The sequence below is a fragment of the Endozoicomonas sp. ALD068 genome (genome assembly GCF_049310145.1).
GTDB lineage: Bacteria > Pseudomonadota > Gammaproteobacteria > Pseudomonadales > Endozoicomonadaceae > Endozoicomonas_A.
In genome coordinates this window covers 3,801,286-3,827,314 of the sequence record NZ_JBLYNU010000004.1, presented here as the reverse complement: position 1 = coordinate 3,827,314, position 26,029 = coordinate 3,801,286, and the positions used below count along the sequence as shown (strand labels likewise).

19 protein-coding genes are annotated in these 26,029 nt (G+C 48.0%); 5 read left to right on the top strand and 14 right to left on the bottom strand.

The features are described from left to right. Positions 1-16 precede the first annotated feature (16 nt). Together ACO6V5_RS13640 and ACO6V5_RS13635 are read right to left on the bottom strand one after the other, a co-directional pair. Positions 17-1,807, bottom strand: a complete 1,791-nt coding sequence (locus tag ACO6V5_RS13640) for a WD40 repeat domain-containing protein (protein ID WP_422132527.1) — start codon at positions 1,805-1,807, stop codon at positions 17-19. 571 nt (positions 1,808-2,378) lie between these two features. Continuing rightward, the gene (locus ACO6V5_RS13635) at positions 2,379-2,699 is read right to left on the bottom strand and encodes a hypothetical protein (protein ID WP_422132528.1); all 321 of its coding nucleotides are present in this window, start codon (positions 2,697-2,699) and stop codon (positions 2,379-2,381) included. Between the two features lie 150 nt (positions 2,700-2,849). Here ACO6V5_RS13635 and ACO6V5_RS13630 point away from each other — a divergent pair, with 150 nt between their 5' ends. Beyond that, positions 2,850-3,026 carry a hypothetical protein gene (locus ACO6V5_RS13630; protein ID WP_422137214.1) on the top strand — a complete coding sequence of 59 codons (177 nt, stop codon included), beginning with the start codon at positions 2,850-2,852 and terminating at the stop codon, positions 3,024-3,026. Positions 3,027-3,150: 124 nt separating this feature from the next. On the opposite strand, the gene ACO6V5_RS13625 is transcribed toward ACO6V5_RS13630, so the two are convergent. Next, positions 3,151-4,932: a WD40 repeat domain-containing protein gene (locus ACO6V5_RS13625; RefSeq protein ID WP_422137215.1), complete on the bottom strand. Its 1,782-nt coding sequence runs from the start codon at positions 4,930-4,932 to the stop codon at positions 3,151-3,153. A gap of 331 nt (positions 4,933-5,263) precedes the next feature. Between ACO6V5_RS13625 and ACO6V5_RS13620 the strand changes: the two genes are divergently transcribed. Then, on the top strand, positions 5,264-8,020 hold the full coding sequence (locus tag ACO6V5_RS13620; protein ID WP_422410806.1) for a hypothetical protein: 2,757 nt from the start codon (positions 5,264-5,266) through the stop codon (positions 8,018-8,020). Positions 8,021-8,033: 13 nt separating this feature from the next. Here the strand turns inward: ACO6V5_RS13620 and ACO6V5_RS13615 are convergent, their stop codons facing one another. The 8 genes from ACO6V5_RS13615 to ACO6V5_RS13580 all read right to left on the bottom strand — a co-directional run bounded on the left by ACO6V5_RS13615 (position 8,034) and on the right by ACO6V5_RS13580 (position 17,787). After that, positions 8,034-9,470: a hypothetical protein gene (locus ACO6V5_RS13615; protein WP_422410804.1), complete on the bottom strand. Its 1,437-nt coding sequence runs from the start codon at positions 9,468-9,470 to the stop codon at positions 8,034-8,036. A gap of 314 nt (positions 9,471-9,784) precedes the next feature. Continuing rightward, the gene (locus ACO6V5_RS13610) at positions 9,785-12,877 is read right to left on the bottom strand and encodes an efflux RND transporter permease subunit (RefSeq protein WP_422410802.1); all 3,093 of its coding nucleotides are present in this window, start codon (positions 12,875-12,877) and stop codon (positions 9,785-9,787) included. Then, entirely contained in the window at positions 12,874-14,064 is a 1,191-nt protein-coding gene (locus ACO6V5_RS13605; protein ID WP_422132534.1) for an efflux RND transporter periplasmic adaptor subunit, read from the bottom strand. Before ACO6V5_RS13605 ends, ACO6V5_RS13610 begins: the two co-directional genes overlap by 4 nt. Before the next feature lie 7 nt (positions 14,065-14,071). Further along, positions 14,072-15,496 carry an efflux transporter outer membrane subunit gene (locus ACO6V5_RS13600; protein ID WP_422410800.1) on the bottom strand — a complete coding sequence of 475 codons (1,425 nt, stop codon included), beginning with the start codon at positions 15,494-15,496 and terminating at the stop codon, positions 14,072-14,074. A gap of 66 nt (positions 15,497-15,562) precedes the next feature. Further along, entirely contained in the window at positions 15,563-16,063 is a 501-nt protein-coding gene (locus ACO6V5_RS13595) for a protein disulfide oxidoreductase (RefSeq protein ID WP_422410798.1), read from the bottom strand. A gap of 11 nt (positions 16,064-16,074) precedes the next feature. Further along, the gene (locus ACO6V5_RS13590) at positions 16,075-16,641 is read right to left on the bottom strand and encodes a DUF4202 domain-containing protein (RefSeq protein WP_422137222.1); all 567 of its coding nucleotides are present in this window, start codon (positions 16,639-16,641) and stop codon (positions 16,075-16,077) included. Between the two features lie 70 nt (positions 16,642-16,711). Continuing rightward, positions 16,712-17,233: a flavin reductase family protein gene (locus ACO6V5_RS13585; RefSeq protein ID WP_422132538.1), complete on the bottom strand. Its 522-nt coding sequence runs from the start codon at positions 17,231-17,233 to the stop codon at positions 16,712-16,714. 146 nt (positions 17,234-17,379) lie between these two features. Then, positions 17,380-17,787 carry an SCP2 sterol-binding domain-containing protein gene (locus tag ACO6V5_RS13580; RefSeq protein WP_422137224.1) on the bottom strand — a complete coding sequence of 136 codons (408 nt, stop codon included), beginning with the start codon at positions 17,785-17,787 and terminating at the stop codon, positions 17,380-17,382. A 225-nt stretch (positions 17,788-18,012) separates the two neighbouring features. On the opposite strand from ACO6V5_RS13580, the gene ACO6V5_RS13575 reads away from it, so the two are divergent. Both ACO6V5_RS13575 and ACO6V5_RS13570 read left to right on the top strand, forming a co-directional pair. Further along, positions 18,013-18,909 carry a 1,4-dihydroxy-2-naphthoyl-CoA synthase gene (locus ACO6V5_RS13575; protein WP_422410795.1) on the top strand — a complete coding sequence of 299 codons (897 nt, stop codon included), beginning with the start codon at positions 18,013-18,015 and terminating at the stop codon, positions 18,907-18,909. 252 nt (positions 18,910-19,161) lie between these two features. Further along, a complete protein-coding gene (locus tag ACO6V5_RS13570; RefSeq protein WP_422137226.1) occupies positions 19,162-19,908 on the top strand; it encodes an enoyl-CoA hydratase-related protein in 747 nt (248 codons plus the stop codon). Between the two features lie 17 nt (positions 19,909-19,925). Here ACO6V5_RS13570 and ACO6V5_RS13565 read toward each other — a convergent pair whose 3' ends face one another. The 3 genes from ACO6V5_RS13565 to ACO6V5_RS13555 form a co-directional block, all read right to left on the bottom strand. Continuing rightward, entirely contained in the window at positions 19,926-20,384 is a 459-nt protein-coding gene (locus ACO6V5_RS13565; RefSeq protein ID WP_422137227.1) for a YcgN family cysteine cluster protein, read from the bottom strand. A gap of 90 nt (positions 20,385-20,474) precedes the next feature. Then, complete coding sequence (locus ACO6V5_RS13560; protein WP_422132543.1) at positions 20,475-21,965, bottom strand: SLC13 family permease; 1,491 nt, start codon at positions 21,963-21,965, stop codon at positions 20,475-20,477. 77 nt (positions 21,966-22,042) lie between these two features. Further along, positions 22,043-25,255: a hypothetical protein gene (locus tag ACO6V5_RS13555; RefSeq protein ID WP_422410792.1), complete on the bottom strand. Its 3,213-nt coding sequence runs from the start codon at positions 25,253-25,255 to the stop codon at positions 22,043-22,045. A 174-nt stretch (positions 25,256-25,429) separates the two neighbouring features. Here ACO6V5_RS13555 and mobA point away from each other — a divergent pair, with 174 nt between their 5' ends. Further along, entirely contained in the window at positions 25,430-26,014 is a 585-nt protein-coding gene (gene mobA, locus ACO6V5_RS13550; RefSeq protein ID WP_422410790.1) for a molybdenum cofactor guanylyltransferase, read from the top strand. Positions 26,015-26,029 lie beyond the last annotated feature (15 nt).

The following is a 26,029-nucleotide window of genomic DNA, read 5'->3' as shown; positions in this document are numbered from 1 at the left end:
CTCGTTGCCGATTTAATCAAGAGTCATTCATCTGTAGCTCAGTGATTTTCACTGTGTTAAAGCCATGGACGGTCAACACATGGCCATCGATGCTGTAGGTGGCTGATCCGATGGGAATATTGAGGGAAATGGTGGCTTTTTCTTCCCAGGTTCCATCACTCTGCTGGCCAAAAATTTTTGTCGTGCCATCGTCACTGCCGGTGATCACAAGGCGGCTATCGATGCTAAAGGTGGCTGATGTGACTCTCCCGAGATGGGAAATGGTAGCTTTTTCTTCCCAGGAACCATTGATACTCTGGTCATAGATTTTCACCGTGTTATCTTGACTGCGGGTAATCACATGGCGACTATCGGGGCTGAAGGTGGCTGAGTAGACAAAATTGTTATGGGAAATGATGGCTTTTTCTTCCCATGATTCATTGCCCTTCAGGCCGTAGATTTTCGCCGTGCAATCCCAACTGGCGGTCACCATATGGCGGCTATCGGGGCTGAAGGTGGCTGAATCGACACGATGATCATGGTAAATAATGGCTTTTTTTCTCCATAATCCATCGTCTTTCTTGCTGTAGATTATCGCCCTGCCATCGTAACTGGAGGTCACCAAATGGCGACTATCGTCGCTGAGTATGGCTGAGTTGACCCTATGCATATCGGAAAAGATGGCTTTTTGTTTCCATGCTCCATTGGCCTCCAGGCCATGGATTTTTGCACCGTGATGGATAGTGGTCGTCACCAAATAGCAGCCATCGGCGCTGAAGGTGGTTGATCTGACTGAATCATCGTGGTTAACGGCTTTTTCTGTCCATGATCCATCGTTCTGCTGGCTATAGATTTTCCACTGGCCGAATAAACTGGTGGTCACCACATGGCAGTTATCATTGCTGAAGGTGGCTGATATGACTGGCTCATCGTAGCGAATAATGGCTTTTTCTGACCATGATCCATCGTCCTTGTGGCTATAAATTTTTGCCTTGTTATCACTACTGGCGGTCACCAGATGGCGACCATCGGTGCTGAAGATAGCTGAGAAAACAAATTTGTCATGGGAAACAGTGGCTTTTTCTACCCATGAGCCATCGTTATTCTGACCATAAATTTTCACCTCACCACCAACACTGGCGGTCACCACATGGCAACTATTGGGGCTGAAAGAGACTGTGAATACATTGTTATTATGGGAGACAGTGCTTTTTTCTTTCCATGATCCATCGTCCTTCTGGCCATAGATTTTTAGCGTTTTATTGTCAATGGCGGTCACCACGTGGCGGCCATCGGGGCTGATAGTAGACGTGCACAACTTGTTATTACCGGGGAGGATGGCTGTCTCTGATTTAAATGTTTTGCATTGAGACATCAGTTTAGTGAGAGTGAAAAAGAACAGCGCAGGAAAATAAATACTTTCTTGGCGATCCGTGACTGACTTGACTAATGCCTCATCCTTTGTAAAGCGCTGCAACCATTTCTGGAGTTCATCTTTATCTTTTTTAGCGACGATTGTCTTTAAAAGAGTCTGGTGTGATGAAGCAAACCGGCGATACCATGCCCTCGCCATTGCTGCATCATTTTTGAGCCTGTTGTTAATGCGTGAATTTGCCCGTGTTAATTGGGTAATATCATGAACTCGCAAATAGGTGAAAATTTTGGACTGTATTCCCGGGGGCAAATACAGCAATAATGAAAACTCATTCTTGTCGTGTACAGTGACTTTCCTACCCGCAGTGCTACCACTTGGCGTCTCTGGTGGAGATTGATCTGGTCTTGATGGAAGTTTATCACCAATACCGGAATGGTTATTTATGCAATCCATAATTCGTTTTTCGTGGTTATTTTTTTATCCCTGGTTGTCAAGGAGATTCAAAATTGATTCTGCAGCTTAGAGTCGGTTTTAGTGTGAAAGTTCACATTGTTCTCATGCTCTCTGGACAACTTCTAATCACAGGATTGATGGCAAACAATCAGTCATTAAGTACCTAACCAGTTGGTTTCGCATATTCTGGGCGGCGGCTTTTTCCACCCTTCTGCGTTCCAACTCTGGTTGCGTAGCTATGGCTACGCGCCCGTCGTTGCGCCTTGAAGGATGAAAAAATCCACTTGCCAGAATATGCGAAACCAACTGGCCAGGTACTTAATCTCTAGCCTGTAAAATGTCGTTCTTCCCTCTCAAAATTTTTCGCGAAACCCTTCAGCAATTTTTTCCAACTTAGCCATTACAACCCTACTTTTTATTGGTAGTTAGTACTTTTTTTTGTTTTTTCACTCAATCGATCGAATTGAGCCTCGGAGGGATTAAAACGTCCTTTCCCATCCCTTCTTTCTGTCTTTCCTCGATGATTCTGATCATCTTCCAGGATTTCAAATCAGTTGGTTATCGCTGGCTTTTATGTTTTGTTTTCGCATTCAACAAATTCCCCCAAGTCATCATCTGACCTGGTTCTCAGCTTTTCAGTCATCTGCTCAACCATCTCATCGGTTGTAGTAAAACGACCAGGAACACTCCTCAACTCAGAAGTGCCATGTTGAGCATACTCGCAAAATGCGGTCATTTCCTCAAACAGCTCAGCCGGTACAGCATAGAACTGAACCTCATTATTCGAGGTCACTGCGATTGCCTCTCCCTGGGCTTCCGCTATGGCATTGCCCGGATTGGTTTTGAACTTACTAATAGAAGTCGTGAACCCACAAAGCACTCTCTGCAACATAAAATCACCTTATTTAGATTCAAATTAAATCATTATTTAGACTAAATATAACACTATATTTAGATAACAGGCACAGGCAAGGGCGCAAATACCGAGGAAGACAGTCACTCCGGGGATATCCTCACACTGAAATTAACTCAGGAAGGGGACGTGATTGGCACGCTGAACAAAGATTTTGCTGGTTATAGTGAAAAACACAGCCTCAATAAAAACGCCTTCCTGGAAAAGGATATGCATATCGGAAAAGATGGCTTTTTGTTCCCATGCTCCACCGGCTTCCAGGCCATGGATTTTTATACCGAGATCGATAATGGTCGTCACCTGTAGAGCAATTTACCAGTGACAGCAAACAATCATTTATTCATCTGAAGTTCAGTGATTTTTGCCGTGTCATTTAACATGTGTTGCAGCAAAATAATGTGGCTCTGAGCTAATGAGTGTTCGCAAACATTTAGCTATTCATCTGTAATTCAGTGATTTGTACGCTGTCACTTGCGGTCAACACATGGCCATCGATGCTGAAGGTGGCTGCCCCGATCGGATCACGACGGTGAATGATGCCTTTTTCTTGCCATGATCCATAGTTCCCCTGGCCATAAATCTTCGCCGTTCCATTGATACTGACAGTGACCAGGTGGCGGCCATTGACGCTAAAGCTTGCTGATGTGACAAGACCAACATGGGAAATGGTGGTTTTTTCTTTCCACGATCCATTGACCTTTCGGCCATAGAGTTTCACCGTGTTATCTTCACTGCAGGTGATTACATGGCGGCTATCGGCGCTGAATTTGGCTGAGAAGAAAGTATCTTTATCGCGAATGACGGCTTTTTTTTCCCAGGATCCATTGTCCTTCTGGCCATAAATTTTCGCCTTACCATTTTTACAGTAGGTCAGCAAATGTCGGCTATCGGGGCTGAAGGTGACTGAATTGACATGTTTATGGGCAATGAAGCCTTTTCGTTCCCATGATCCATCCTCCTTATGGCCATAGATTATCGCCCTACCATCGTGACAGTTGATCACCAAATGGCGATTGTCTGCGCTCAGTGTTGCTGATTTGATGCCTTTATTACGGATGGCGATTTTTTTTTCCCAGGAACCATCGGCCACCAGGCCATGGATTTTCACCCTGTCATCGATACCAGCAGTCACCAAATAGCGGCCATCGGCACTGAAGTTGGCTGAGAAGATATAGTTGTCGTGGGAAACAGTGAATTTTTCTACCCATGACCCATCATCCTTCTGGTAATAGATTTTCGCCTCCTCATCGTCACTGCGGGTCACCAGGTGGCGGCTATCGGGGCTGAAGCTGGCTGACAAGACTTTATCATCGTGTTGAATAATGACTTTTTCTTCCCATGAGCCATCGTCTTTGGGGCCATAAATGATCGCCTTGCAATCATCACTGGCAGTCACCATCTGTCGGCTATCAGGGCTGAAGCTGGCTGACCTGACCCTTTCTTCATGGGAAATAGTGATTTTTTCTTCCCATGATCCATCGTCCTTCTGACCACAGATTTTCACAGTTTTATCGTCACTTATGGTCAACACATGGCGACTATCGGGGCTGAAGGTGGCTGAGTTGACGGTGTCTTCGTGAGTGATAGTAACTTTTTTTTCCAATGAGCCATCGTCCTTACGGCCATAAACTTTCACCCTGTTATCTCTACTGCAGGTGATCACATGGCGACCATCGGGGCTGAAACTGGCCGATTTCACACCAGCACTATCGGGGAGGGTGGCTCTTCTCTCTAATTTAAATGTTTTACATTCAGACATCAGTTTAGTGAGAGTGGAAAAAAACACAGCAGGAAAACAAATACTCTTCTGGCGATCCATGACTGACTTGATTAATGCCTTGTCTTTTGTAAAGCGCCCCAACCAAGCCTCAAGTTGATTTTTATCTTTTGCAGCGACGATTCTCTTCAGCAGAGCCTGATGGGATGAAGGAAACTGGCGATACCATGCCTTTGCCATTGCTGTATCATTTTTGAGTGTGTTGTTAATGTAGGAATGTGTCCGTGTTAATTTGGCAACGTCATAATCCTTCAAATAAGTAGAAATTTCGGATTGTATGTCCGGGGGCAGATCGAGCAACATTAAAGGCTTGTTCTTGTTACCTTGAATAACGTTCCTGCCCAGAGTGGTACCAGATGATGTACCTGATCGAGTTTGATCCGGAGTTGATGTCAGTGAGCCACCAAAACAGGAAAGGCTTCTTATGAAATTCATGGCTCGTTTCTCCATAATTTTAACTTTGGTTGGCAGGGATACCCAAAATTGTTTCTGAGAGTTAGATTCGGTTTTAGCATGAAAGTTCAAGACATTGATGATAGCCAGACTAACAAGAATCCGTTGAACGATAAGTGACTCCCCAAACGTTTATGGAGATATTTTTTTGTTCTTGTCATTGAACCTTTCTTATTGTCAAGAGTCAAAGTAAAAGATTACGAACCAATCAACCGAAAAATTATAATTTCATGCTGCACAGCGATACTGAGGGAGACTTAAGTTTACGATCTCCAGATTAAAGTATGTGTAACAATCAGGAGGTAAATTTTTAATGAATATTCGCCCGAACCCAAGCCCACTACCCGTTAATTCAGACACTGAACCCAAAGGGAGCAGTTTATCTAAAAGCTTTAAAAGGCAACTGGATGTTTTGGACCCAGATGATCCGCACTCCTCCAAGCTGCCATCTTTAACCCTGGTTGCAGCATTCCCCCCTGAAAGTAACATTAATGCTCGATCGGTCACTACACTTGAACCCTTTATCAACTCAGATGCCGATAAACCCTGCAAAATGATTCCATGGGGCGCTGAATTCGAGCGTATTTATCAATCCCTGGAGCAAGAAAAAGATCAGGAGATCGAAGCCCAGGTAAATGCTCTCAGTGATGCTCAGATTCAAAGTCTGTTCACTGTTACTCGACCCTCTCAAAACTGGGTAAGATCTGAACCTACGAATTCACTTATTGAATTGGCCGTCGTTACCGAAAAGGCAGGCCATATTTTTTTCCAGGTTTTATTTGACCGACTGTCTTCGGAAGAACTACAGCATGCACTGTTAGAACCATACGATGACAACAAAACGTTTTTACATCTGATATGCTGTGTTATGGATAAACCATTACTCAAGAAGCTGGAAGAGAAAATAGATAGACAAACCCTTTTGGAGATGCTCACCCAACCCATAAATGACCTTGCTTCTCCCCTTGCATTTGCCTGTCTCTATAATAAAAGTACCCATCTGTTTGACACCGTCTTTGATGAAAACAGGGAATTGATTGTAAAACTCCTGAAGGGGAGTCCCGACCTTGATCAAAGCATACTACAGTTCATGTGCAATGACAGAGCAAGGCCCGGTGGAGCCCTCCAGCTAAGGACTGAAAAATACTTTCACCGTATTCAACAACTGTTATGTAAGCTGAACCCGCAGGAACGCTTTGACGCTATCCAATTTACCGGTAAATCCAATGAGTCTGCTTTGCTATGGGCCTGCACAGGCACACGACTCCATTCTGATGAATTGGTATTGATACTGACTGAAGAATTGGATGATGTTCAAAAAGCCAGGCTTTGTACCGTGCAATCGGAAACGGGCCATTCACTGATACAAAAGTGCCTTGAGCTTAACAAGCTTGATAAAGCTGCCTCTCTCTGCATGACTATCCACGATCAATCACTGAGGTTTAAGGTGCTGTCGATCTGCACATTGGAAGGCCATTCCTTCTTTAAACAGTGGCTTCTCAACTCTAATGATTCTCATAGAGAAATTGAAAAAGGTATAGAGTACATGCTGCAGGATATGATCGCTTACCACCGGATTCTGATCATTGCTGGTGATCGACGTATTTGGGATCAGACAATCGACGGTACTGATCATCAGGACATCACACGGCAGCAAGAGCAAACTCCAATTGTAGAGGCCATGAACAGGAGTAAAATGAAATTGGCTGAATTTCTCTGGAAGCAGATTGCGGATCCAGAATTAAGAATTAAACTGCTGCTTTACAAAACCAGACATCAGGCAACCCTGTTGCAGCATATGCTTGATGTCAGGGAGCAGTGGGATTACTTCAAATACGGGATCATGAACACCAGTAACAAGGCCTTGCAAAATTCATTTGCTGCTGAATTGTACTATCATGCCTTAGCTGCCAAACGTTTTGTTGATGCAGAATATTATTTCAGCCAAATAAGTGATACAAAATTAAAACACGATCTATCGAACGATCCCAAATGTTTTTTTGTGAGTATCTCTAGGAAAACAGAGGCGGATATTGAACATTTTTTCAGTCAGAAAACTCCATCCCAATGCACAGAATCTTTAATCTATATACTTGAACAAACTCTCTATAATAAAAAATCCTTGCCGGAAAACCTTCTTCACGTGATTACATTGCAGAAGAATGCAGTCAATAAAGATACTTTTTCCAAATGGGCTACAAGTCCACAGCAAGGTGAACAATGCCCAATAACCACAGCCCTGAGTCGATACGTCATAGCTTACCGCAAATGGAAATGTCCTGAGAAATTCAAGTTCTATCCTGATAGCAGTGAACAGCGGGAAATGCTAGCCTGTTTGAATATGCAGATATTCCAGGGAATAGTAAGCATGATGAGTGAGGAGAAAGTAAAGGGGTTTTTCTTCTCTTTACAGGATGGTCATTATAATGTTTTACATCTGTTTGTCTATAAAGAAATCCTGAAAAACATAGTTTATGCCCTGGGTGATTCGGGCAAAGCCTTTCTTGAACAAATAAATCCTGCGACCGGTGGAAATCTATTGCATATTCTGTTTGAGCCCAGGCTTATTGAATCTGAAGATACAGAACTGAATGATATCATTAATACCGTCAATTGGCTGGATGAAAACTATGAATTAAGCCTGTTTTTGCAAGGTCGTATGAAAAACGATGGCTCAACTCCTTTACATTTACTATTCTTGGCAGCCGACAATTCAACATTACTATCTGGTTGTATTGATTCACAAACATTACAAGAGCATATTATGAATCGGCTATGTCAACCAAATGCAGATGCTCTCCTGCTGGTTGAGTTATTTGAGCTTAAAGACAATAACGGCTGCACACCGCTGCACAATTTCTTTTCCTGTAAATATATCAATAACAAAATCGGTGATCTTTTAATTCAAAAACTTGGTCTTGAAACATTTTTTAAGCTAATGCACATCAAAGACAACCAAGGCAATACTGTTATGGATCATTTTTCAAAACGCAATAATCATTTGCGTGAGAAATACCAAAATTTGTTTGAGACACAGCTTCCCAAAGATCATGATTGCTCTGTTTTATGAAAGTATTTTTTAGTCATTTTTGCCTGAAGATAAAAAAAGCTTGCTTTATGGCTCTTAGCCTTTTTAAGGCTACAGGCCCGAGTCTTTGATGGGTTCTTTTGTGGGTCATCAGGTCTTGGGCGCTTCTAAAGTGACGCCCGCATGGCCTCCGTTGATTATCAGGCCAGGCCACTATTACTTCGCAGGTATGTCGGTGGCATCTGCTTTTGTGAACCGACAGACTCTGGCTATTGGGGAAGAGCTTTGCGCATGGCCTCTGCTGACCATCCTGCCTGACCACTGTTATGTCACAGAATCTTTGCCCGGGGTGACACCTTGCTTTGTGATGCATCATGGTTCTGGCATCTTGGAAGACCGATCCGCATCGCCGCAGCTGACCGTTCGGCCCGATCATTGTTTCGTAACAGGTATTTTGGTGAAATCTTCTTTTGTGATCCATCAGAATTTGAGCATTTTGGCAGATTGTCCCGCACAGCATCAGACGGCCATTGGGCCCGACCACTATTCTGTGACAGGTTTGTTGCCCGGTGTTGTCTCTGTTTTGGTAAACCGGCAGCGCCTGTGCTGTCGTTGCCGGGAGGGAGGTGGGTGGCAACCGGGTAAGCGAAGAGGAGAGCCTGACTTTTCTGGAAGGGACGCTCTGTCGATCGGAATCTTCATTGAGCCTTGACCATTGTTTCGGTCTTGCTCCTGATTGTCGGAATTTACAAACGCCATTACAGCTATCTGCCAAACAATTTAAACCGAAAGTGTGCTGCTGGTGTTCAGGGTCTCCATTACCGTCGCCAGAGTCAGAAGGCGGGTGACTGGTAATAGTGCCTCTAAGCCGGGTGGTTGTCCCTGAAGCTTGTTGGTCGGATGATGCTGCTGGCTGGCCATGTTTTTGGTCATGTTGTTGGTCATGTTGTTGGTCAGCTCCTGAGCCAGAGGCCATGGTGTTGATCACAAATGGATACTCCTCCTGTGTCAACATCAATGCTGCCTCTTGTTGTCCCATCGGGTTAAACAAGGGTGAATCGGGGTTCCAATAGCTTTTCAGAAGCAGGCCGACAGTGATAAACGCTTCTATAGGTGGCCATGAATAAGGGTTGGAGTATAGAGGACTGTCCTGGGTGTGCAGGATCATTTCATAAGCAATCAGCAGCTTCGTGGCGTAAAGCCATTGCCACGAAATTGACTCAATGATGGTTGTTTTTATCCCGTAATCATAAGGATAGTGTCGTTTTTCATCAGGGAGCGAGTCTGAACCTGCAAAGTGGCTTGCGTCAGCAACATTGGATGGGTTGCCTGACAATGTATGGTGGTGGTCTGGCTTCAAAGAAAAGCTCTGGTATGGAGAATCTGAGTCAGGTTGAAGCTCGACAATAAAACGTCTTGTCAACGCCTCGGCCTGACCGATGACAGTCAGCGAAAGCAACAGCAGCGTTGCAAAGCGTGAATGTTTAATCATCCTATCCTTGCCTTCTGGTTTACAGGGAGGAAGGATAGACCAGGAAAGCCACAAGAAATGGCGATTTTTGGTTCAGAGACCTAAGCAGCCTGTCGGACTTAAGACTGTCCTACGCGGCAACTGCTCCTGCGTTGCTCTAGCTCCTGCATCCATGCAGTCGTGCGGTTGCAATAAATTGGTCTAAAAATCCCTGTTTCTTCGTCAAATAGCTCGCTATTCTCCTCAGAAACAGAGATTTTTATCCTCAATTTCTTGCAATCCTCGCTACGGACGCTTAAGTCCGACAGGCTGCTAAGGCATTGTTCCGGTTCACATCAATAAGCTTGCCCTGCCTCCCACTTAAACCGGCTTTTGATATCATGCCCAACGCCAATCAGACAGGGAATGATGGCCAGAGTGATAAATGTGGCAAAGAGAATACCAAAGCCCAGGGAGATCGCCATGGGGATGAGCATTTGAGCTTCACGGGATGTTTCGAAAATCATCGGAGCTAAGCCGCCAAAAGTGGTCAGTGTCGTCAGGATAATGGGGCGGAATCGTCGGGTTGCGGCCTTATTAATCGCTTCTCGCCAATCTTTACCATCTTTTCTGTGCTTGTTGTAAGTAGTGAGTAGAATAAGGCTGTCGTTCACTACAACACCACAGAGTGCTATAACGCCCATAAAACTGATCATACTCAGGGTGTAACCCAGTATCATATGACCCAGGAAAGCACCTACCAGTCCAAAGGGAATAGCTGCCATGACCAGCAGCGGCTGGGTAAAGCTCTGAAAAGGTATAGCCAGCAGAGCGTAGATCAGAAGCATGGCCAGCAGGCTCGACTTCAGCAGTGCGCTCATGCTTTTTGCCGCACGTTTCTGGTCTCCTCCCAGGTCGATTTGCAGTCCCGGATACTTTGCCAAAAGCTCGTCAAACACATTTTTTTGCAAAGAGCTGATGATCTGAGGTGTAGAGCCTCTGGGGTTCACTTCTGCGGTAATATCAACGGTTCTGTTACCATCCCTGCGGATGACAGTTGATGGTGCAATGCTATGGTCTACGGTTGCGACACGAGTCAGAGGAATATAGTTGCCGTCGTCAGTACGAATCATCATGTTGAGAAGGTCGGCTTCACTCTGTCTCAGTGCTTCGTTCAACATGACTTTTACCGAAACTTCGTTTCTTCCTTCCTGTTGTTTTATAGCAGTGACTCCAAAGAGAGCATTGCGCAACTGCTTTGAAATATCATCAGCAGTGAGTCCCATTGCCATGCCTTCCTGACTGATACGGATATCCAGCTGAGGATTACCACTGGCAAAACTACTGGAGATATCTGTGACTCCGCTAAACTGTTGCAGTTGCCGTGAGAGGAATTCACTGGCCTGACTAAGAACTTCAGTGTCGCTGTGGCTCAGTTCAACGGTCAGGGCAGGATCACCTCCCGGTCCATGACCCGTCGTTGTGTAAGTGATACTCAGCAGGCCGTTCATTTCACCATTGGCTCTCCTCCAGAGTCTGGCAACTTCAGCCGTATTGATTGGACGTACATCAGGAGCCGTCAGGTTCAGAGAAACTCTGATCACCTCGTTCTCAATGATGGTTGTAAGGCCGCTAACCAGTTTATCGCCGCCATTTTCCCGGGCCAGCTTCTGAGCGCCAGCTTCAATGATTGCCAGAGTTTCCCTGATTTTACTGTCTGGACTACCGTATGGGAGGGTCGCGATGACCCTGACAAAGCTGGCATCGGTTCTGGGCATCAGATAAAAGCCCAGCCTGCCGCTGGCTTGCCATGCTCCAACCAGCACTACAATAGCCAGGGCAACGGAAAGTGACAGGTATTTATGATTAAGAATGCTGTTTAGTGCTGGCTTGTATCTTGTGTTTATAAACGACATTAGACGTTTGTTTGTACTTTGTTGAACGCTGTCCAGCCATTGACCTGCTTTACCTTTTGGCCTGTCTTTCGTTTGCCCCAGATGGGCAGGGAGAATAAAAAGGGCCTCGATCCATGAAATAGCGAATACGCTGATGACCACCAGCGGAGTGGCCTGCTGTAGCTTACCCAGCATTCCGGGCAGGGTCAGAATCGGGAGAAAGGCTACCATATTGGTCAGGATACTGAACGTCAGTGGTACGGCGACGTCTCTGGCGCCAAGAATAGCTGCTCTGGAAAAACTCATTCCTTCCTGACGACGATGATAGATGTTTTCACCGGCAATAATGGCATCATCCACCACAATTCCAAGGGCGATGATAAAGGCAAACATGGAAATAATGTTGATGGAAACATCCATTCCGGGCAGTAATAGCATTGCTCCAAGAAAGGATGTCGGAATCCCCATGGTGACCCAGAAGGCCAGGCGGTACTCCAGAAACAGGCTTAGAAGAACCAGCACCAGTAGCAGCCCCAGGAATGCATTTTTCAAAAGCAGGTTCATCTGGTTTCTGAAGTTTACCGAGTCATCATCGGTGATATCGATGCTCACTCCGGGAGGCAGTTCCGCCCTTATCTCAGGCAGAATATTTCTTACGGTATCGGATACACCGATGGGCGTTTGTTCTCCTACACGGTAAACAGTCAGTCCGGCTGCCAGCTGACCGTTATAACGTGCTTCCATTCCGTCATCGTCGAATTCATGGCTGAGTGTGGCAATGTCTCCCAGTTTCAGGGTGCTGCCACTGGTCATTGATTTGATCGGAACATCACGAAAAGTGTCAACCTGTTCACGACGTTCCTGAACCCTTACACTGATGTCGCCCCCGATAGCGTTAATTTCTCCGGAAGTTTGATCGAATGCCTGTTGACTGATAGCTTCGGAGACCTCTCCCAGAGTCAATTCATAACGTTGAAGCTGATCTTGATCGATACTGATCTGAATCTCATGCCCTGGTTCCATATCCAGCTCAATCTGGGTGAGTCCGGGGTCTTGCAGTAAACGGTCGCGAACGTTTTCTGCCAGAGTACGCAAAATCCGCTTGTCGACATCACCGTAGATCATGATTTCCATGACTTCTCTTTTACGACTCTTGACGGATATCCTTGGTTTTTCAGATTCTTCCGGCAGCGTGGTGAGCCGGTTTACTGCCTGATCAATTTCCTGAAGCATCTGGTTGGCATCATACCCTTCCATTACTTTGATGGTGATTGAGGCTGAGCCTGAAACCGAAGTTGAGTTGATCTCATCAATGCCTTCAATGCCCCGGATGGCATTTTCAACAGGCAGTACAATACTCAGATCGATCTCTTCGGGTGTTGCTCCCGAATAACTGACAGCGACCTCGATCCGATCAACATTGAATTCCGGCATAATTTCTTTCTTGATGCCCCAGGTGACAAACAGGCCGCCGATAATCAGAAAGAGCATCAGGAGATTCGGAGTGATTTTGTCACGGGCCATCCACGCGATAGCGCCTTTATTTTCGTTCATGGCTGCTTACCTGCATCAAAAGGCTTTTCAGTTCTTCGCAAGGGCAGGCCATCGACAGGGGCAATCAGCGAGGAGCTGACCAGTTGGTCACCATCTTCAAGACCAGAAAGCAGGATCGCTTTTTCGGAATCACGGTATACAGGTGAGAGGGTACGAATCTCAAGACTGTTATCCCGGGTTAACAGCCAGACCTGATGGCTGTTTCTTATCAGTGCTTCAGGCACGACAAAGGCATTGTCCACTTTTTTGCCCAGGATCTCTGCTCGGAGCAGGTCATTAATCATGACGGGAGGTTTATCGTTATTCTCTTCTCGTTGAGCCAGCGGGTCCTCAATCTCAATAATGACTTTTGCCATCAGAGAACCGTCGTTCAGTTCCGGAGATACGGAGATCAGTGTTCCCTGACGGGACTCCGTACCCCAATCCGGGCTGGTGATTTTCACCGCACTACCGGCAGGGTCTTCGTTGGCAAAATTCAGCCATTGCAATTGACCGGCAGGCACTTCCATTTCGATCCAGAAGCGGTCAGTAGAGATCAGCACCATCAAAGCGGTGCTGTTGTTAACCTGACTGCCGGGGTGAATAGTGTTGCTGATGATCTGGCTATCAAACGGAGCTGTTATGTGTGTTCTTCCAAGGTTCAGTTTTGCCTGATCCAGATTCGCCTGAGCCTGACTTAAGGCTGCTTTGGCGGCTTCCAGTTGAGGTTGCCGAAGGACCAGGGCTTCTTCTTCCGGAGAGAGCGTATTGCCTGTCAGTTCGTACTCCTGCCGGGCGATATTCTGCTGTCCCTGCTCCAGCTTCAATTCCGACCATGCCTGAGCGACAGCGGCTTCCTGTTCCCGAACAAGAATCTGATATTCATCCTGATCCAGAGCCACAAGCAGCTCACCTTTCCTGACACGGGAGCCGGGCACCAGACCATCAAGGATACCGTCGACCCTGCCACTGATCTCAGGATAAAGAGTGACCCGCTGACTGGGGATAACGGTACCCAGACCCCTGACACGAATGTTGACGGTTTGTTGTTCAACGGTAACCGTTTCCACCATTTGAGCTTTTTTCCCGGGTTCGGCACGACCGGCTTTGGGGGAGGTCGTCATCAGCAACCATGCTGCAATAACCGAGATAACAAGGATCAATAGAGGAGCAGCAGGTTTTTTCAGGTGTTGGATGGGGGGATTCATTTTCATATCAGTGTGTGAGCAGAGCCTTGTCTTGTTCAGTGCTTGCCATGCTTCCATGCCGGACGAGCTTTTCTATGTTCAGATCAGCTGCCAGAGCTCGGTAAAGTTGAATTCGCGCGGCCAGAAGATTGCCCTTGCTAATCAGTTTCTGTTGTTCCAGATCCAGTCTGCTGTTTTGTGCGGTTAACACTTCAAGAAAAGTGCTGTCACCATTCTGATATCGGGTGAGTTTGAACTGTTCTGCCTTCAAAGCTAACGACAATTGTTTGTCAATACTCTCTAGGTGCTGGTGCACGGACTGTTCGCGAGTCAGTGTGGTTTCTACTTCCGTAAAGGCTTCGAGAACTGCTTGAGAGTAAGTGTTCAGAGATTCGCTTAAAGCAGCTTGTCGACGATCGACTTCAGCTTTACGCATCCCGCCGTCAAAGAGTGGGCCTATCAGTCCGGCCGCCAGATTGGCTGCCCAATCATTCATCAGAGAAGAGAAGTTTGAGCTGGTGGATAACACTGAGGCCGTGAGATTGATCTGAGGTAGCCGGTTGGCTTCGGCCATTATTAATTGCTGGTTTTGACGCTCGACATTAAACCAGGCCTGTTTCAGATCCGGGCGACGACTCAGTAGGTCAGCTGGCAAGCCGGTAGCAGGAAGAGGTTTCAGCTCCGGGGTTTCCGGAATATCGATTGAGGGCAGAGTGCTTGTCCCAATCAGAAGCGCCAACTGTCGGGAAGTCAGTTGCTTCTGATGCCCGGCGGCGAGTTTTTTAGCCTTAAGATTTTCCAGAAGCTGTTGCTGTTGCAGCAGGTCTTCTGCCTGTGTCTGACCGTATCGGAATCGCAGTTCAATCACTGACAGCTGACGGGTCAGATTTTCAATCTGCTGGTGATAGAGTTTGATCAGAGTTTGCTGGGTGACCAATTCATACCAGTGACGGGCTACTTCAGACGACAATGTTATTGTTGCAATGGCCAGTGCTTCTCGGCTGGCGAGAAAATCGAATTCTGCAGAGGCTTCATTGGCTGTCAGGCGTGACCAGAGATCAATTTCATAACTGGCCATCAATCCGATCTGAAATTGCTCCATATTATTGGAAGACTGATGGGTTCGGCTGCCTGCGAAGGTCGCATCAACATTGGGAAGTGACGCTGCTCCAGATTGTCTGGCAGCGGCTTCAGCCTGACGAAGCCTGTCCGTTGCCGCTTTCAGACTGAAATTATCGGTCAGTGCTTTTTCAATTAGAGTATTGAGCTGGGGGTCATTGAAGCTTTGCCACCAGAGGCTGTACCTGGCTTCATTGCCGGATTGAGAAAAGGCCGCTGGCAGAGAAACTTCTGGTGACGATAAGTTGTTCTGCGTGGTACAACCCGACATCAGGAGGAGCAAGGTTCCTATTGTCAGGTATCGTAGGTATTTCATGGCTGAGAAACGAGTCATTCTAAACAGCCATTATCCTGAAACCGTGATTTTGGATCAAAGGTAATTACCAAATGCTTAGATAAGCTATTGATTTATCCACAACCTTGCCAGCAATCCTGCCTTGCTGGTGTAGCCTGTTGTAATGGTTTTGATTTCACCGTTTCTGATGATGAAAATAGACGGCGTCACGCTGACATTCCAGGCTCTGCTGACAGAGCCCTGCGGATCATTAATGACGGAAAAGTGCAAATCTTTAGCATTAAGGTATCGCGCTACTCTCTCATTGTTGCCCGAGGCCAGGGCCACGCTAACGACCTGATACTCTTCTGACAAATCACTCACCGCAGGGCTGACCCAGTGACAGACCCGGCACCAGCTGGCCCAGAAATAAAGCAGGACGGGCTTTTCCTCAGACAGTGTGTAAAGGTCGACTGCTTCTCCGTTTATGGGGATTGCACGCAGCTCTGGAGCCTTGCCTGAAGGCATATCTTTTTGTAGATAGACGTTGTATGCCGTCATGACTGCAACACCGATTAGCAGCGTGAAGAAGGCTTCCCGAATAAACTTGCCAAGACGTATGCTCATTGAAATCCTTTCTAAGTCAGAGCTTTCTGAATCAGGCTCACTGCTTCAGCAGGCAGATCCAGTGCAAGGGCTTCCCGGTGAGCCTGTTCTGACATTTTGGCCCAGGTCTTCTGGACAATTCGAATAACTTTATCTTCCGGGTGCTTCCCGGCAAAGTTCAGAAAGTCGGTTTCAATAAATACCAGACAGGCGCAGTCTTCAAGGGTCTGTGCTTCGGCATTGCGTTTGATACCAAGTTTGCGAATGATACTTTCGGTCTGCTTGCAACTCTCTTCACTGTAACCATTCTCCTGCATGACCGCTATTGCTTTTCGGGCGTGCAGCTTGCCCAGTTCGGTTCGCCATTTAAGGTATCCGGGGCGATCCATCGGGAATTCTGAGCGCGGAATTTCCCAACGGCAGAGATGCTGGCTGCGAACAGCAATCTGCAATTCTTCAGAAGCATCCGGGCTTAACTTATGGAGCCATGCAGACATATTCTCTGCATAGATCAGTTCTTTGGCTTTACCTTCGAAGGTTTCAGGGTCTTGTTCATGCAGCTTGTCGATCGCTGCGAGAGTATGTTGAATACGGCTCATGGACTTTTATGTTTTTGTGGGTGGATTTCTATCAGGATAGATGGCGTTGCTATCGTGAGAATTCTCATATTCAGGCAGCTCTTTCTGCTTCAGACAGATCGGTCAGAGTGCCGTATTGTTGCCGGGCATAAACCAGTGGCAATGAGCCCCGGTTCAGGCGAACTTCGCGAACATGGCCAATACAAATATGATGGGTACCGGACTTATTGATTTCCTGCAGTTCACAGACGACGCTGGCCAAAGCTTCATCCAGCATGGGTGCTCCGTATTGAGACGTTGTCCAGTCTCCTGCTTCCAGGAATCGCTGCTCGCCTCTGGCACCTGAACTGCCGGCAAATACATCAGATACATTTTGCTGGTCTGCGCTCAGAACATTTATACAGAAATAACCGCTGGCTCTGATTTCTGCCAGTGTCTGTACGTCTTCATGGATACAAGCCAGCATGGAAGCCGGTTCCATGGATAAAGAGCATACGGCTGTGGCCGTAAGACCGTTTCTTGATCCGTCATGTTGTGAAGTAATGACGTTGACGGAGGCTGCCAGTTCCTGCATGGCCTGTTTAAAGTCCGAAACCAGAGACTGATCACTCATAAACTGCACTCACGATTGCTAGGGAATTGAAAATAGCTACTTATGCGAAATTGGGTACTATGATACCAATCAAACAGAAGTGCCGATAGAGAGGGAAAGACCTGCTGATTTCCAACAGGTCGAGAGGCCATTAACTCCGGAGAAGGTCATTCGTTGCGAAAAAAGTCGTTGAGCCTGGTAGCCAGCATCATATTGCCTTCAGTGCGAACCTTGCCAGCCATGAAGGCCTGCATGCCATCCAGTTTACCGGTCATGATACCGACAAAAGATTCAGTGTCTGTGATTAAGGTGACACTGGGGTCATTACTGGCACCCTTGACCACACGACAAGTGCCGTCATTGATGGTAATGTGATAGCTATCCCCGTCCGTAATATCAAACTGAAAAATCAGTTTTTGCCCTACTGCGGCAATGGCATCAAAACGGTTGGGCATTTCATCAAAGATTTCTTGCACCGTGGCCATTGTTATAACTCCATGAGTATTTTTTCTGTTATATCCTGAGGCTCTTAAGTGGGTCAGGCTTTTATGTATTGTGAAATATTCGCAGATCATATCCGATTTTTATGAAAAACTCTCCTGGATATTGCCTTATTGACAGACACCAACCCATGGTAAAGGTTTTTCATAACTTTTAGACAGGGCTATGCTTCAGTCAATCCGCAAGGCTTCTGAATCACGGCTTTTTTATGGATTATTTAATGGCACTGCCTGGCTGTTATACGACAATTGTTCGCTAAAATCTTTTGTCGCTACGGCCTGTGTGTCTCGGGAGGTCCTATGGTTTCTGAAATTTTTAATCCGGAACATTGGCAGGAAGTGGATGGCTTTGAATTTGAGGACATTACTTATCACAGAGCCAGACATCAGGGAACCGTGAGAATTGCTTTTAACCGGCCCGAGTGTCGAAATGCTTTTCGACCCCGGACAGTGGATGAACTGTTCCGGGCGCTCGAACATGCGAGAACCTCCAGCAATATAGGCGTTGTGATTCTGACGGGCAACGGTCCATCCCCGAAAGATGGAGGTTGGGCTTTCTGCTCCGGAGGCGACCAGCGTATGCGTGGCAAAGACGGCTACAAGTATGAGGGAATACCTCAGGATGCGCTGGATCATGCCCGTCTGGGGCGTTTGCACATTCTTGAAGTGCAGCGACTGATCCGGTTTATGCCCAAGGTGGTGATGGCGGTAGTGCCCGGATGGGCCGCAGGAGGTGGACACAGTCTGCATGTTGTCTGCGACCTGACACTGGCTTCGGCAGAACACGCCATTTTCAAACAGACTGATCTGGATGTAGCCAGCTTTGATTCGGGGTATGGCTCAGCCTATCTGGCCAAAATGGTCGGACAAAAACGGGCCCGCGAAATCTTTTTCCTGGGATTGGATTACTCCGCTCAGGAGGCCTTTGAAATGGGCATGGTCAATAAAGTAGTGCCTCACGCAACGCTGGAAGAAGTGGCTCTGCAATGGGCAGGCATGATCGGCGAGAAATCACCAACAGCTGTTCGCATGATGAAATTTGGCTTAAACATGACTGATGATGGTATGGTTGGCCAGCAGCTGTTTGCCGGCGAAGCGACCCGGCTGGCCTATGGCACGGAAGAAGCCAGGGAAGGACGTGATGCTTTTCTGGAAAAGAGATCCAGGGACTTTTCTCGTTTTCCTTACCATTATTAAGGATGGGTCGAGGCGTTGGTCTATAGTTTCTCTGGCTCCCATGCTTTTAACTCTCTGGACCCAAGCGTGGGAACCCATACCTTACCACAGATTTTAGAGCCCGGATTTTCAGGGGGTATACATTCCCTTGCGGAGCTTGGGAAAGAATAATTGGGTCGAGATACGGGTCTCAATTTACCGAGACTGGCTGCGGTTAGTGTTCAAATTAGTGAACTCAGGAAAATAAGAAAACAACTCTCAAAGGTGATGAATTTGTCTGAAAATAATGTAGTGCTTGAGCAAAATGGTTCGGTCTTGATTGTGACCATGAACAGGCCGGAAAAAAAGAATGCCCTGACCAGTGCTATGTATGCCGATATGGCTAAAGCACTGGCCGATGCAGATAAGAATGATGCTGTTCGTGTTGTTCTGATTCAGGGATACACCGATGCCTTTACGGCAGGCAATGATCTGGGTGACTTTCTGAAACAGGGTCTGGGTCTCGACTCCCCTGTAATGACGTTCCTTCGTCAACTGGTTGCTTTGGAAAAGCCCTTGGTGGCAGCGGTCAGCGGTGTCGCTGTCGGTGTTGGTGTTACGATGCTGTTGCACAGCGACCTGGTTTATATTGCTAAAAACGCCAAGCTGAGATTACCGTTTGTCAACCTGGCCCTGGTCCCGGAGGCGGCTTCCAGCCTTCTGCTGCCTCAGGTGATGGGTCATCAGCGCGCCGCAGAACTGCTTATGCTGGGGGACTTTTTTGATGCAGAAACGGCCCGGGATTACGGTATAGCCAACGAAGCGGTTGATACTGATCATATCTTTGAACATGCCCTGGCCAGGGCTGAAGAGTTGGCCGCCAAGCCAAAAGAAGCACTGAGATACACCAAAAAACTGCTTAAACAGTCCTACCGCAGTGATGTCGAGAAAAGACTGACCGATGAAGGCGCTCTTTTTGCTGAACGACTTCAGTCGGACGAGGCTCGCGAGATTATGGGTGCCTTTATGGGGAAAGCCTGATAGTCAGGAGTTATCTGTCATCCGGTGCGAATAATGTAATCAAACCAATCCGAAGGGTCTGGCACGTCTTCTTCGGATGCGACAGGTTTTCCTTTTACTGAAAAACCAGCCTTGTGAACTGAGTCCGGATCACCCGTAATCAAAGGGTGCCATTCAGGTAGATCATAGCCCTCATGCAATAACCGATATGCACAGCTGTCGGGCAGCCATGGGAGATGTTCCTGCATGGTTCCGGGGGTGAGCATAATACAGTCGGGCACAAACTTGCGGCGATGTTTGTAGTTTTGACATCGACCCGTTGTGGGATCCAGTAATTTACAGGAAACCGCGACGGCATGAATCTCGCCGGTGTTGTCATCAATGAGTTTGTTCAGACAACAGCGCCCGCAGCCGTCACAAAGAGACTCCCATTCATTACGGGTCATGGCTTTCAGGCTTTTGGTGCGCCAGAAAGGTTCTTGGGCTGGTGAAGACATAGGCTGGAAATCGGCTGGTATGAGAGTGTGAAACTTACCGCAAATCTTCGACTTAAGATATAGGTGGCTTCACACTCTATCCTGTTTTGGTTAATGGGTCGGAGACAAGAGTCCGGTCCACTGCCACCAGGTCATTGAGAAGAGTACAAAGGTCAACAGACTAGCCAGAGTCAGCAGCAAACCGATCCGGGCAAATGTTTTTGCCTGGAAGGTGCCTGTTGAATAGGCCACCATGTTCTGGGGTGAGTTCACCGGCAGAATCATACCAAAGCTCACGGCAAACAGTTGTATGAGCACCAGCCCCATGGCGTTATGTATCATGCTGTCTGGCAGGGTGTCGGCAAAAGCCAGGAATACCGGCAGTAATGCTACGGTCAGGCTCATTGCCGAAGCAAAGCCCAAATGCATGACCACAGTAAACAATGTCATGACGAACACCAGCAGGGCCAACGACATGGTGTGAATTTCCATGGATGAAAAACAGCGTTCTGCCAGCCAGGCAGCAGCGCCTGTACTCACCAGTTGCTGACCGAGACTGATGCTGACGCCAAACATGACGATGACGCCCCAGGGAATGCGCTTCTCAATATCTTTCCAGCTTTCAAAGACCCCAATTCCGGGCAGCAGCAGACAAACGGACATCAATAACATGGTGGCTGGAACAGTAATGTGGTGAAACGTGCCCTCGGTCACCCAGAGGCTGATCAGGAGAACGGTAAAAAGTGCCAGCTTTTTCTGTTGGGAGGTCCAGGGGTCGGAAGAGGTGTCCAGGCATTGGCCGATGTCGTCTTTCAAAGCGTGTCCCTTGACCTCCATTTTCAAAATAAAATACAGGATTACCGTCATCAGGGCCGACCAGGGACCGGCATGGATCAACCATTGAATCCAGGTCATGGTGAAGCCCGTGTGTTCATGCATCAACTCAAGGCCCGCCACATTGTGGCCGGTGGCTGTCATGACACCAACGTTCCATATTGTGCTGACCTGGGCGGCCCCCATAATCAATACCGCTGCCAGACGGCTTTTGGGGTCCAGGCCCAGTGTTGCGATCACCCCTGCCAGAATAGGAACCTGAACGGCCGTACGTCCAGTGGGTGAAGGAATCATAAACGAAAACACCACGCCGACCAGAAGGCAGCCGGCAATAATAGCGCCGGGGCTGGGGCGAATGCGTGACAGAATGGTCAGGGCGATACGTTTGTCCAGCTCTGTGGACTGCATTGCGGCAGCCATGATCAGTGCTCCGGCTATAACAATGATGCTGGGCGATGAAAAGCCTTTCATCGCCAGTCCCAGTGCTTTACTGGTACCCAGTACTGCACCGGTTTCACTGCTGGGGACAATGCCTGTCAGGAGGGTAACCAGTGCAGCAATAAGCAGGGCGCTGATAGGGTAAGCCAAAGCTTCTGTTACCCAGAGAATGACCGCCAAAACCAGAATGCCCAGCATAATCTGGCCATAAGCGGTCAAACCTTCAAGAGGCAAAGAGATCACCAGAAGGAGTGCACAGAACGACAGGGGAACAGCCAGTCTTGCAGTCCATTGTTTCAATGCTGTAGTGTTTTCCAGATGGCTGGACATGATACAACCTCATTCAATTATTAGTGTTCGTAGGAGAGGAACCTTAAAGTCTAATAAAGGATGAAGTTCTTGCAGGATTAATCGTCTTCAAAAACGAATTTTTGCAGTAATAAGTACTTTTGTGCCATATCTTCTGCGTCTTCCAGCAGGTTTTCAGCGTCCTTAAGATGACCCTCCGGGCTGTAGTGCTCCGACAGCTTTTCAGTCAACGCCTGACACTGGAAGATATGTTCTCTGGCCGAGGTCTGGTTAGCTTCGGGAGACATTGGGTTTTTGACGGCTGCAGGGCCAATGGCCGTTATGGTGAGCATGCTGTTATCAGCCTCAAGGGTCTCAACGGCGGGATCAAGAGCTGTCTTTTTCGGTGCAAAAGTAGACAGGGAATCCAGTCTCAGGTGTTCCGGTTGGATGCCCCGTTCAGGCAATTCTGTATGCACCACCACCGTTTCAAACCATGCCGCCATAATCTGCTGACGAATGGCTGCTGCCTCTTGGGTAGTTGCGTCATGGTGTTGCAGGTAAGCATCGGCAATTTCAAGAAACTGGCACAGTTGGGCAGGTAGCTCCATGTCAATCTGGATGACGTGCCGGTTTTCAGTGTGAAAGATTTTCAACGGTACCGGTTCATTCTTAAGTGAGAGGCAGAGCTTTTCCAATTCGCCAGTGATTGTATATTGGCTGTTGTTGTCGAAATCTTCCTTCCTTTCGATCAGGTTGAGCTGGATTCTGTTGAGCATGTTCTCTCTGATACCAGGAAGGACAGGCGCCATATGACCCAGTCTCTCCTGCATGTTTTTGGCCAAAGACTGGCTGAATGACGAGTCGGTAACCGTCGTGTAGAAAGGGCTCCTTAGCGCAGGTTCATTGAGAGCGGAAGCCAGGGGCAATGAAAATGCACACCGACAGGCTAAACGCTTTGGCGGCCTGGCTTGCCCGTCAGTCTCGGCCTTATGGGCTTTATCATCGACGGTTTTTGTTGCCAGATATTCGGCGCTGGGCGCGTCAGGCTCTGCCCGGGCATTGATCAGGAGGTCCACAGGGACTTTGTTCCTGTGGCTGCTCTGCTCGCTCTGATGTTCCAGATGAACAAGATGTTTTGTATTTTGCTGATCAGGCGCTTCAATATCGACGACCCGGGCATTGGCGACCATTTTAAGGGGCGACGCATCAGGCCCGGCCATCTCAAGGACCTGGTTCCAGAGAGCCTGATGCAGGGTGCCCGCTGAAATTTCTCCAAAACCGTCCGGGTGCAGCAGACCTGAGCTGCTGTCAGTGTTTTGTGGAGAATGTTGTTCAGGGTCTGGCAGGCTTGTAAACAGCAGGTCAAACTGTGCACCGAGATGAAAGCGTAATGCTTCCATCCATTGCGGGTCGAGCCGGACTGTCTCGTTGGCAGCAAAGACGGGTTCCGGGTTCAATAACAGGGTAACATTGGCGCCAGCTTCAACCTGTGTCAACGCCGCCAGCAGTCCATGGATGCCGGAACCATCAATGATAACTTGTGGGTGGTATTCCGCCTGCTGATGTTTATCCAGAATCCAGCTATTAAGGTTGGAGTTAATGGCCGGGCAGTCCAGACTGGCAAGATCATAAAGTTTCGATAACGTTTGCCTGGAATAGCTGTCTGGCCAGTTACGTCCGTCCAGCAGCAGGGAGTCTCCCCACTTTTTTCCCAGCCGCTGCGCTATTTCCAGTTTCTGCTTTTTGGCTGCGATAATGGCCTGTAATTCTTCCCCGGTGAGTGTTATTTCATCTTCGATTTTCTTTCTGATTGCAGCAGGATCAACCTCTTCCAGCTGGTCAACCAACTGAGCAAAGGACTCATGCTCGGTGCTGTAGGTTAATAATTCGTTCTCTAACTGTGCCCTGACATCCACCAGCTTTGCCCTGGCTTCCAGGGGGTGGTCACTTTCATCGGGATCTTCGATTTCAAAGCCCAGCTCTTCCATTAATTCGTCGGTATCTTTAACCTGCTCGAGAAACTCCAGCTGAAATGCATCGATTCTTTTAGCCGGATCGCCGTTGGGGTAGGGCAGTTTTCGAAAACCGAGTTGATTGATATCCCTGACCAGGTGTTGGGTAAGGCTGAAACGCATGGGGCTGCTGATTTGACTGATTCCATCTGTGCATTCAGTGAACGCTTCGGGCGACAAGTCGGCTTTCAGCATGCGAACCGCCTGCCACATTTGTTCGGTTTGCCGTTTTCTGTATTGATTAGACAGACCGGCAGCGGCAAAGCTTTGCTCCAGCTGCGCTTTTAATTCATCCGAGTCGTCGGATGTGTGTTCTTCGAGAAACACACAGGTGTAGTACAACCAGAGAAACTGATCTGCGTCGGCAAGATTGATTGCAGGCAGCTTTGTCTCCAGCTCTTTTCGAGCCTCTTCGAGCATAAGCCGGGGCACTTTCGGAAAAATCACCGGGCGTTCAAGCGAATCCATTGGGACCAGAGTGATAGGTCTTGATATTGGAGAAACCGGGGCCTCAGGCGGGTCTTCCGGCACTTCCACCGGTGTCGGTATGTAGGGGATGCCGCCGTTGATGGGCGGAGAGTCTGTGGTTTCTGACGGCTGCTGAAGCACAGGCGTTGCTTCGAAGTCTATCGGTGTTGATTCACCCGGCTGTTGGGCCTCTTCAGCGGGTGGAGTAACAGTAATGGTCGGTGGCGTAAAGGGAATAGCAGGGATTTCCGGAGGTGTCCTTTTTTTAACCTCTCTGGCAGGGCCACTGCTTTTCATGGCATCGGGAAACTGGTGCCTCTTCGGGTTGCCGGACACCTCTCTGATCCGTCCTTTGAAGTTCATGGCATCCTGCAGTTTGACTTTTCTTTTTGGCAGAGGTTTGCTGGTAACGGGTTCTTTTTTTTGGTCAGGGCGTAACATCAGTGCTTCGTTTTCTTCTATTACTTTGGCTTCCCTTTCCGAAAAAAAGACGTATCGACCGGCTTTGGCGCCTTCAAAGACCTGTTTTCGCAGAGATAAGCTAGTCTCAGGCTTGCGAATAACGTCGATGATCATTTCCCTGAGCGTTCTTTCAGCCTCTGCGTTTCTCCGGTGTAACAGTTTCCAGGAGCCTTGCTTCAGAAACTCTTTTGGGGAGGTCTCTACAACTGGCCGACCATCCCTGCCCATAGCGACACGGCAGGCCCGCCCTTCCTGAGTAGCCTGGTCGATGAGCCCCAGATGATGGCTTATGTGTTCTTCTATGCTGGGCATGTCAGTCTCTGATGCTTCCCTGATTGACCGGGAAAGTCTTTTTTCGCTCCCGGGAGTCTGCAGGATGGAATCCATCAATTTAATTAGCGGCACGGAATCGGTTCGGTAAAGAGCAGATTTAAACGACCAGTCATTTTTGGTTACCGGTTTGGGCTATGCAACTTTTTAGCCTTAACCTCTACAGGACAGACTGGTAGAATCCTCAACCCGTTCATCTGGCAAAACGTTTTATGGTCAGGGTGCCTGAATATGACCCAAACTATCGGACTGGTGCTGGCGGGTGGCCAGTCTTCCCGGATGGGGCAGGACAAGGCTCGTCTGCTCTGGCAGAACATTCCCCTGTTTCAACATATGCAAAATCTGCTGCATGAGTCGGGTATCGATAAAGTACTGCTCAGTGGTGACCAGTTTGGCAGCAGGGCGCTGGTGGATAAAATACCTGGCCGGGGACCTCTTGGCGGTGTTCATGCGGCCATTGACACTCTACCCGATGGTGTGAACCTTTTAGTGGTACCAGTGGATATGCCTCTATTGCCACCGGAAGCCTGCAGGAAGCTGGTATTATCTGCAGCTGAGCTGGGCAGGGCGGTTATCTTTGAAACCTTTTCCCTGCCACTTATCCTGCCTGTCGACAGCCAGCTACGAAGTGCCGTCAATAGTGCGCTGAGCAGTCAGGATCACCAAGACTATTCACTTGGACGGCTGTTTGATCGTCTGCAGGGTGTGGCTGTCCCGCTTCCTGCCCCAATGGCAGCGTATTTCCAGAACACCAACACCCCCGATGAGTGGCATCGTGCCCTGAAAGCCATGAGCGGGGAAAAGCTTGAGAAATGATTAACGGTATTAACG

Bases quoted from the DNA above. Each gene is read 5' to 3' on its own strand.
- ACO6V5_RS13620 (WP_422410806.1), top strand. From the start codon at position 5,264: ATGAATATTCGCCCGAACCCAAGCCCACTACCCGTTAATTCAGACACT.
- ACO6V5_RS13595 (WP_422410798.1), bottom strand. From the start codon at position 16,063: ATGAGCATACGTCTTGGCAAGTTTATTCGGGAAGCCTTCTTCACGCTG.
- mobA (WP_422410790.1), top strand. From the start codon at position 25,430: ATGACCCAAACTATCGGACTGGTGCTGGCGGGTGGCCAGTCTTCCCGG.
- ACO6V5_RS13600 (WP_422410800.1), bottom strand. From the start codon at position 15,496: ATGACTCGTTTCTCAGCCATGAAATACCTACGATACCTGACAATAGGA.
- ACO6V5_RS13565 (WP_422137227.1), bottom strand. From the start codon at position 20,384: ATGTCTTCACCAGCCCAAGAACCTTTCTGGCGCACCAAAAGCCTGAAA.
- ACO6V5_RS13555 (WP_422410792.1), bottom strand. From the start codon at position 25,255: ATGGATTCCATCCTGCAGACTCCCGGGAGCGAAAAAAGACTTTCCCGG.
- ACO6V5_RS13615 (WP_422410804.1), bottom strand. From the start codon at position 9,470: ATGATTAAACATTCACGCTTTGCAACGCTGCTGTTGCTTTCGCTGACT.
- ACO6V5_RS13635 (WP_422132528.1), bottom strand. From the start codon at position 2,699: ATGTTGCAGAGAGTGCTTTGTGGGTTCACGACTTCTATTAGTAAGTTC.
- ACO6V5_RS13590 (WP_422137222.1), bottom strand. From the start codon at position 16,641: ATGAGCCGTATTCAACATACTCTCGCAGCGATCGACAAGCTGCATGAA.
- ACO6V5_RS13640 (WP_422132527.1), bottom strand. From the start codon at position 1,807: ATGGATTGCATAAATAACCATTCCGGTATTGGTGATAAACTTCCATCA.
- ACO6V5_RS13605 (WP_422132534.1), bottom strand. From the start codon at position 14,064: ATGAATCCCCCCATCCAACACCTGAAAAAACCTGCTGCTCCTCTATTG.
- ACO6V5_RS13580 (WP_422137224.1), bottom strand. From the start codon at position 17,787: ATGATCTGCGAATATTTCACAATACATAAAAGCCTGACCCACTTAAGA.
- ACO6V5_RS13625 (WP_422137215.1), bottom strand. From the start codon at position 4,932: ATGAATTTCATAAGAAGCCTTTCCTGTTTTGGTGGCTCACTGACATCA.
- ACO6V5_RS13585 (WP_422132538.1), bottom strand. From the start codon at position 17,233: ATGAGTGATCAGTCTCTGGTTTCGGACTTTAAACAGGCCATGCAGGAA.
- ACO6V5_RS13560 (WP_422132543.1), bottom strand. From the start codon at position 21,965: ATGTCCAGCCATCTGGAAAACACTACAGCATTGAAACAATGGACTGCA.
- ACO6V5_RS13575 (WP_422410795.1), top strand. From the start codon at position 18,013: ATGGTTTCTGAAATTTTTAATCCGGAACATTGGCAGGAAGTGGATGGC.
- ACO6V5_RS13610 (WP_422410802.1), bottom strand. From the start codon at position 12,877: ATGAACGAAAATAAAGGCGCTATCGCGTGGATGGCCCGTGACAAAATC.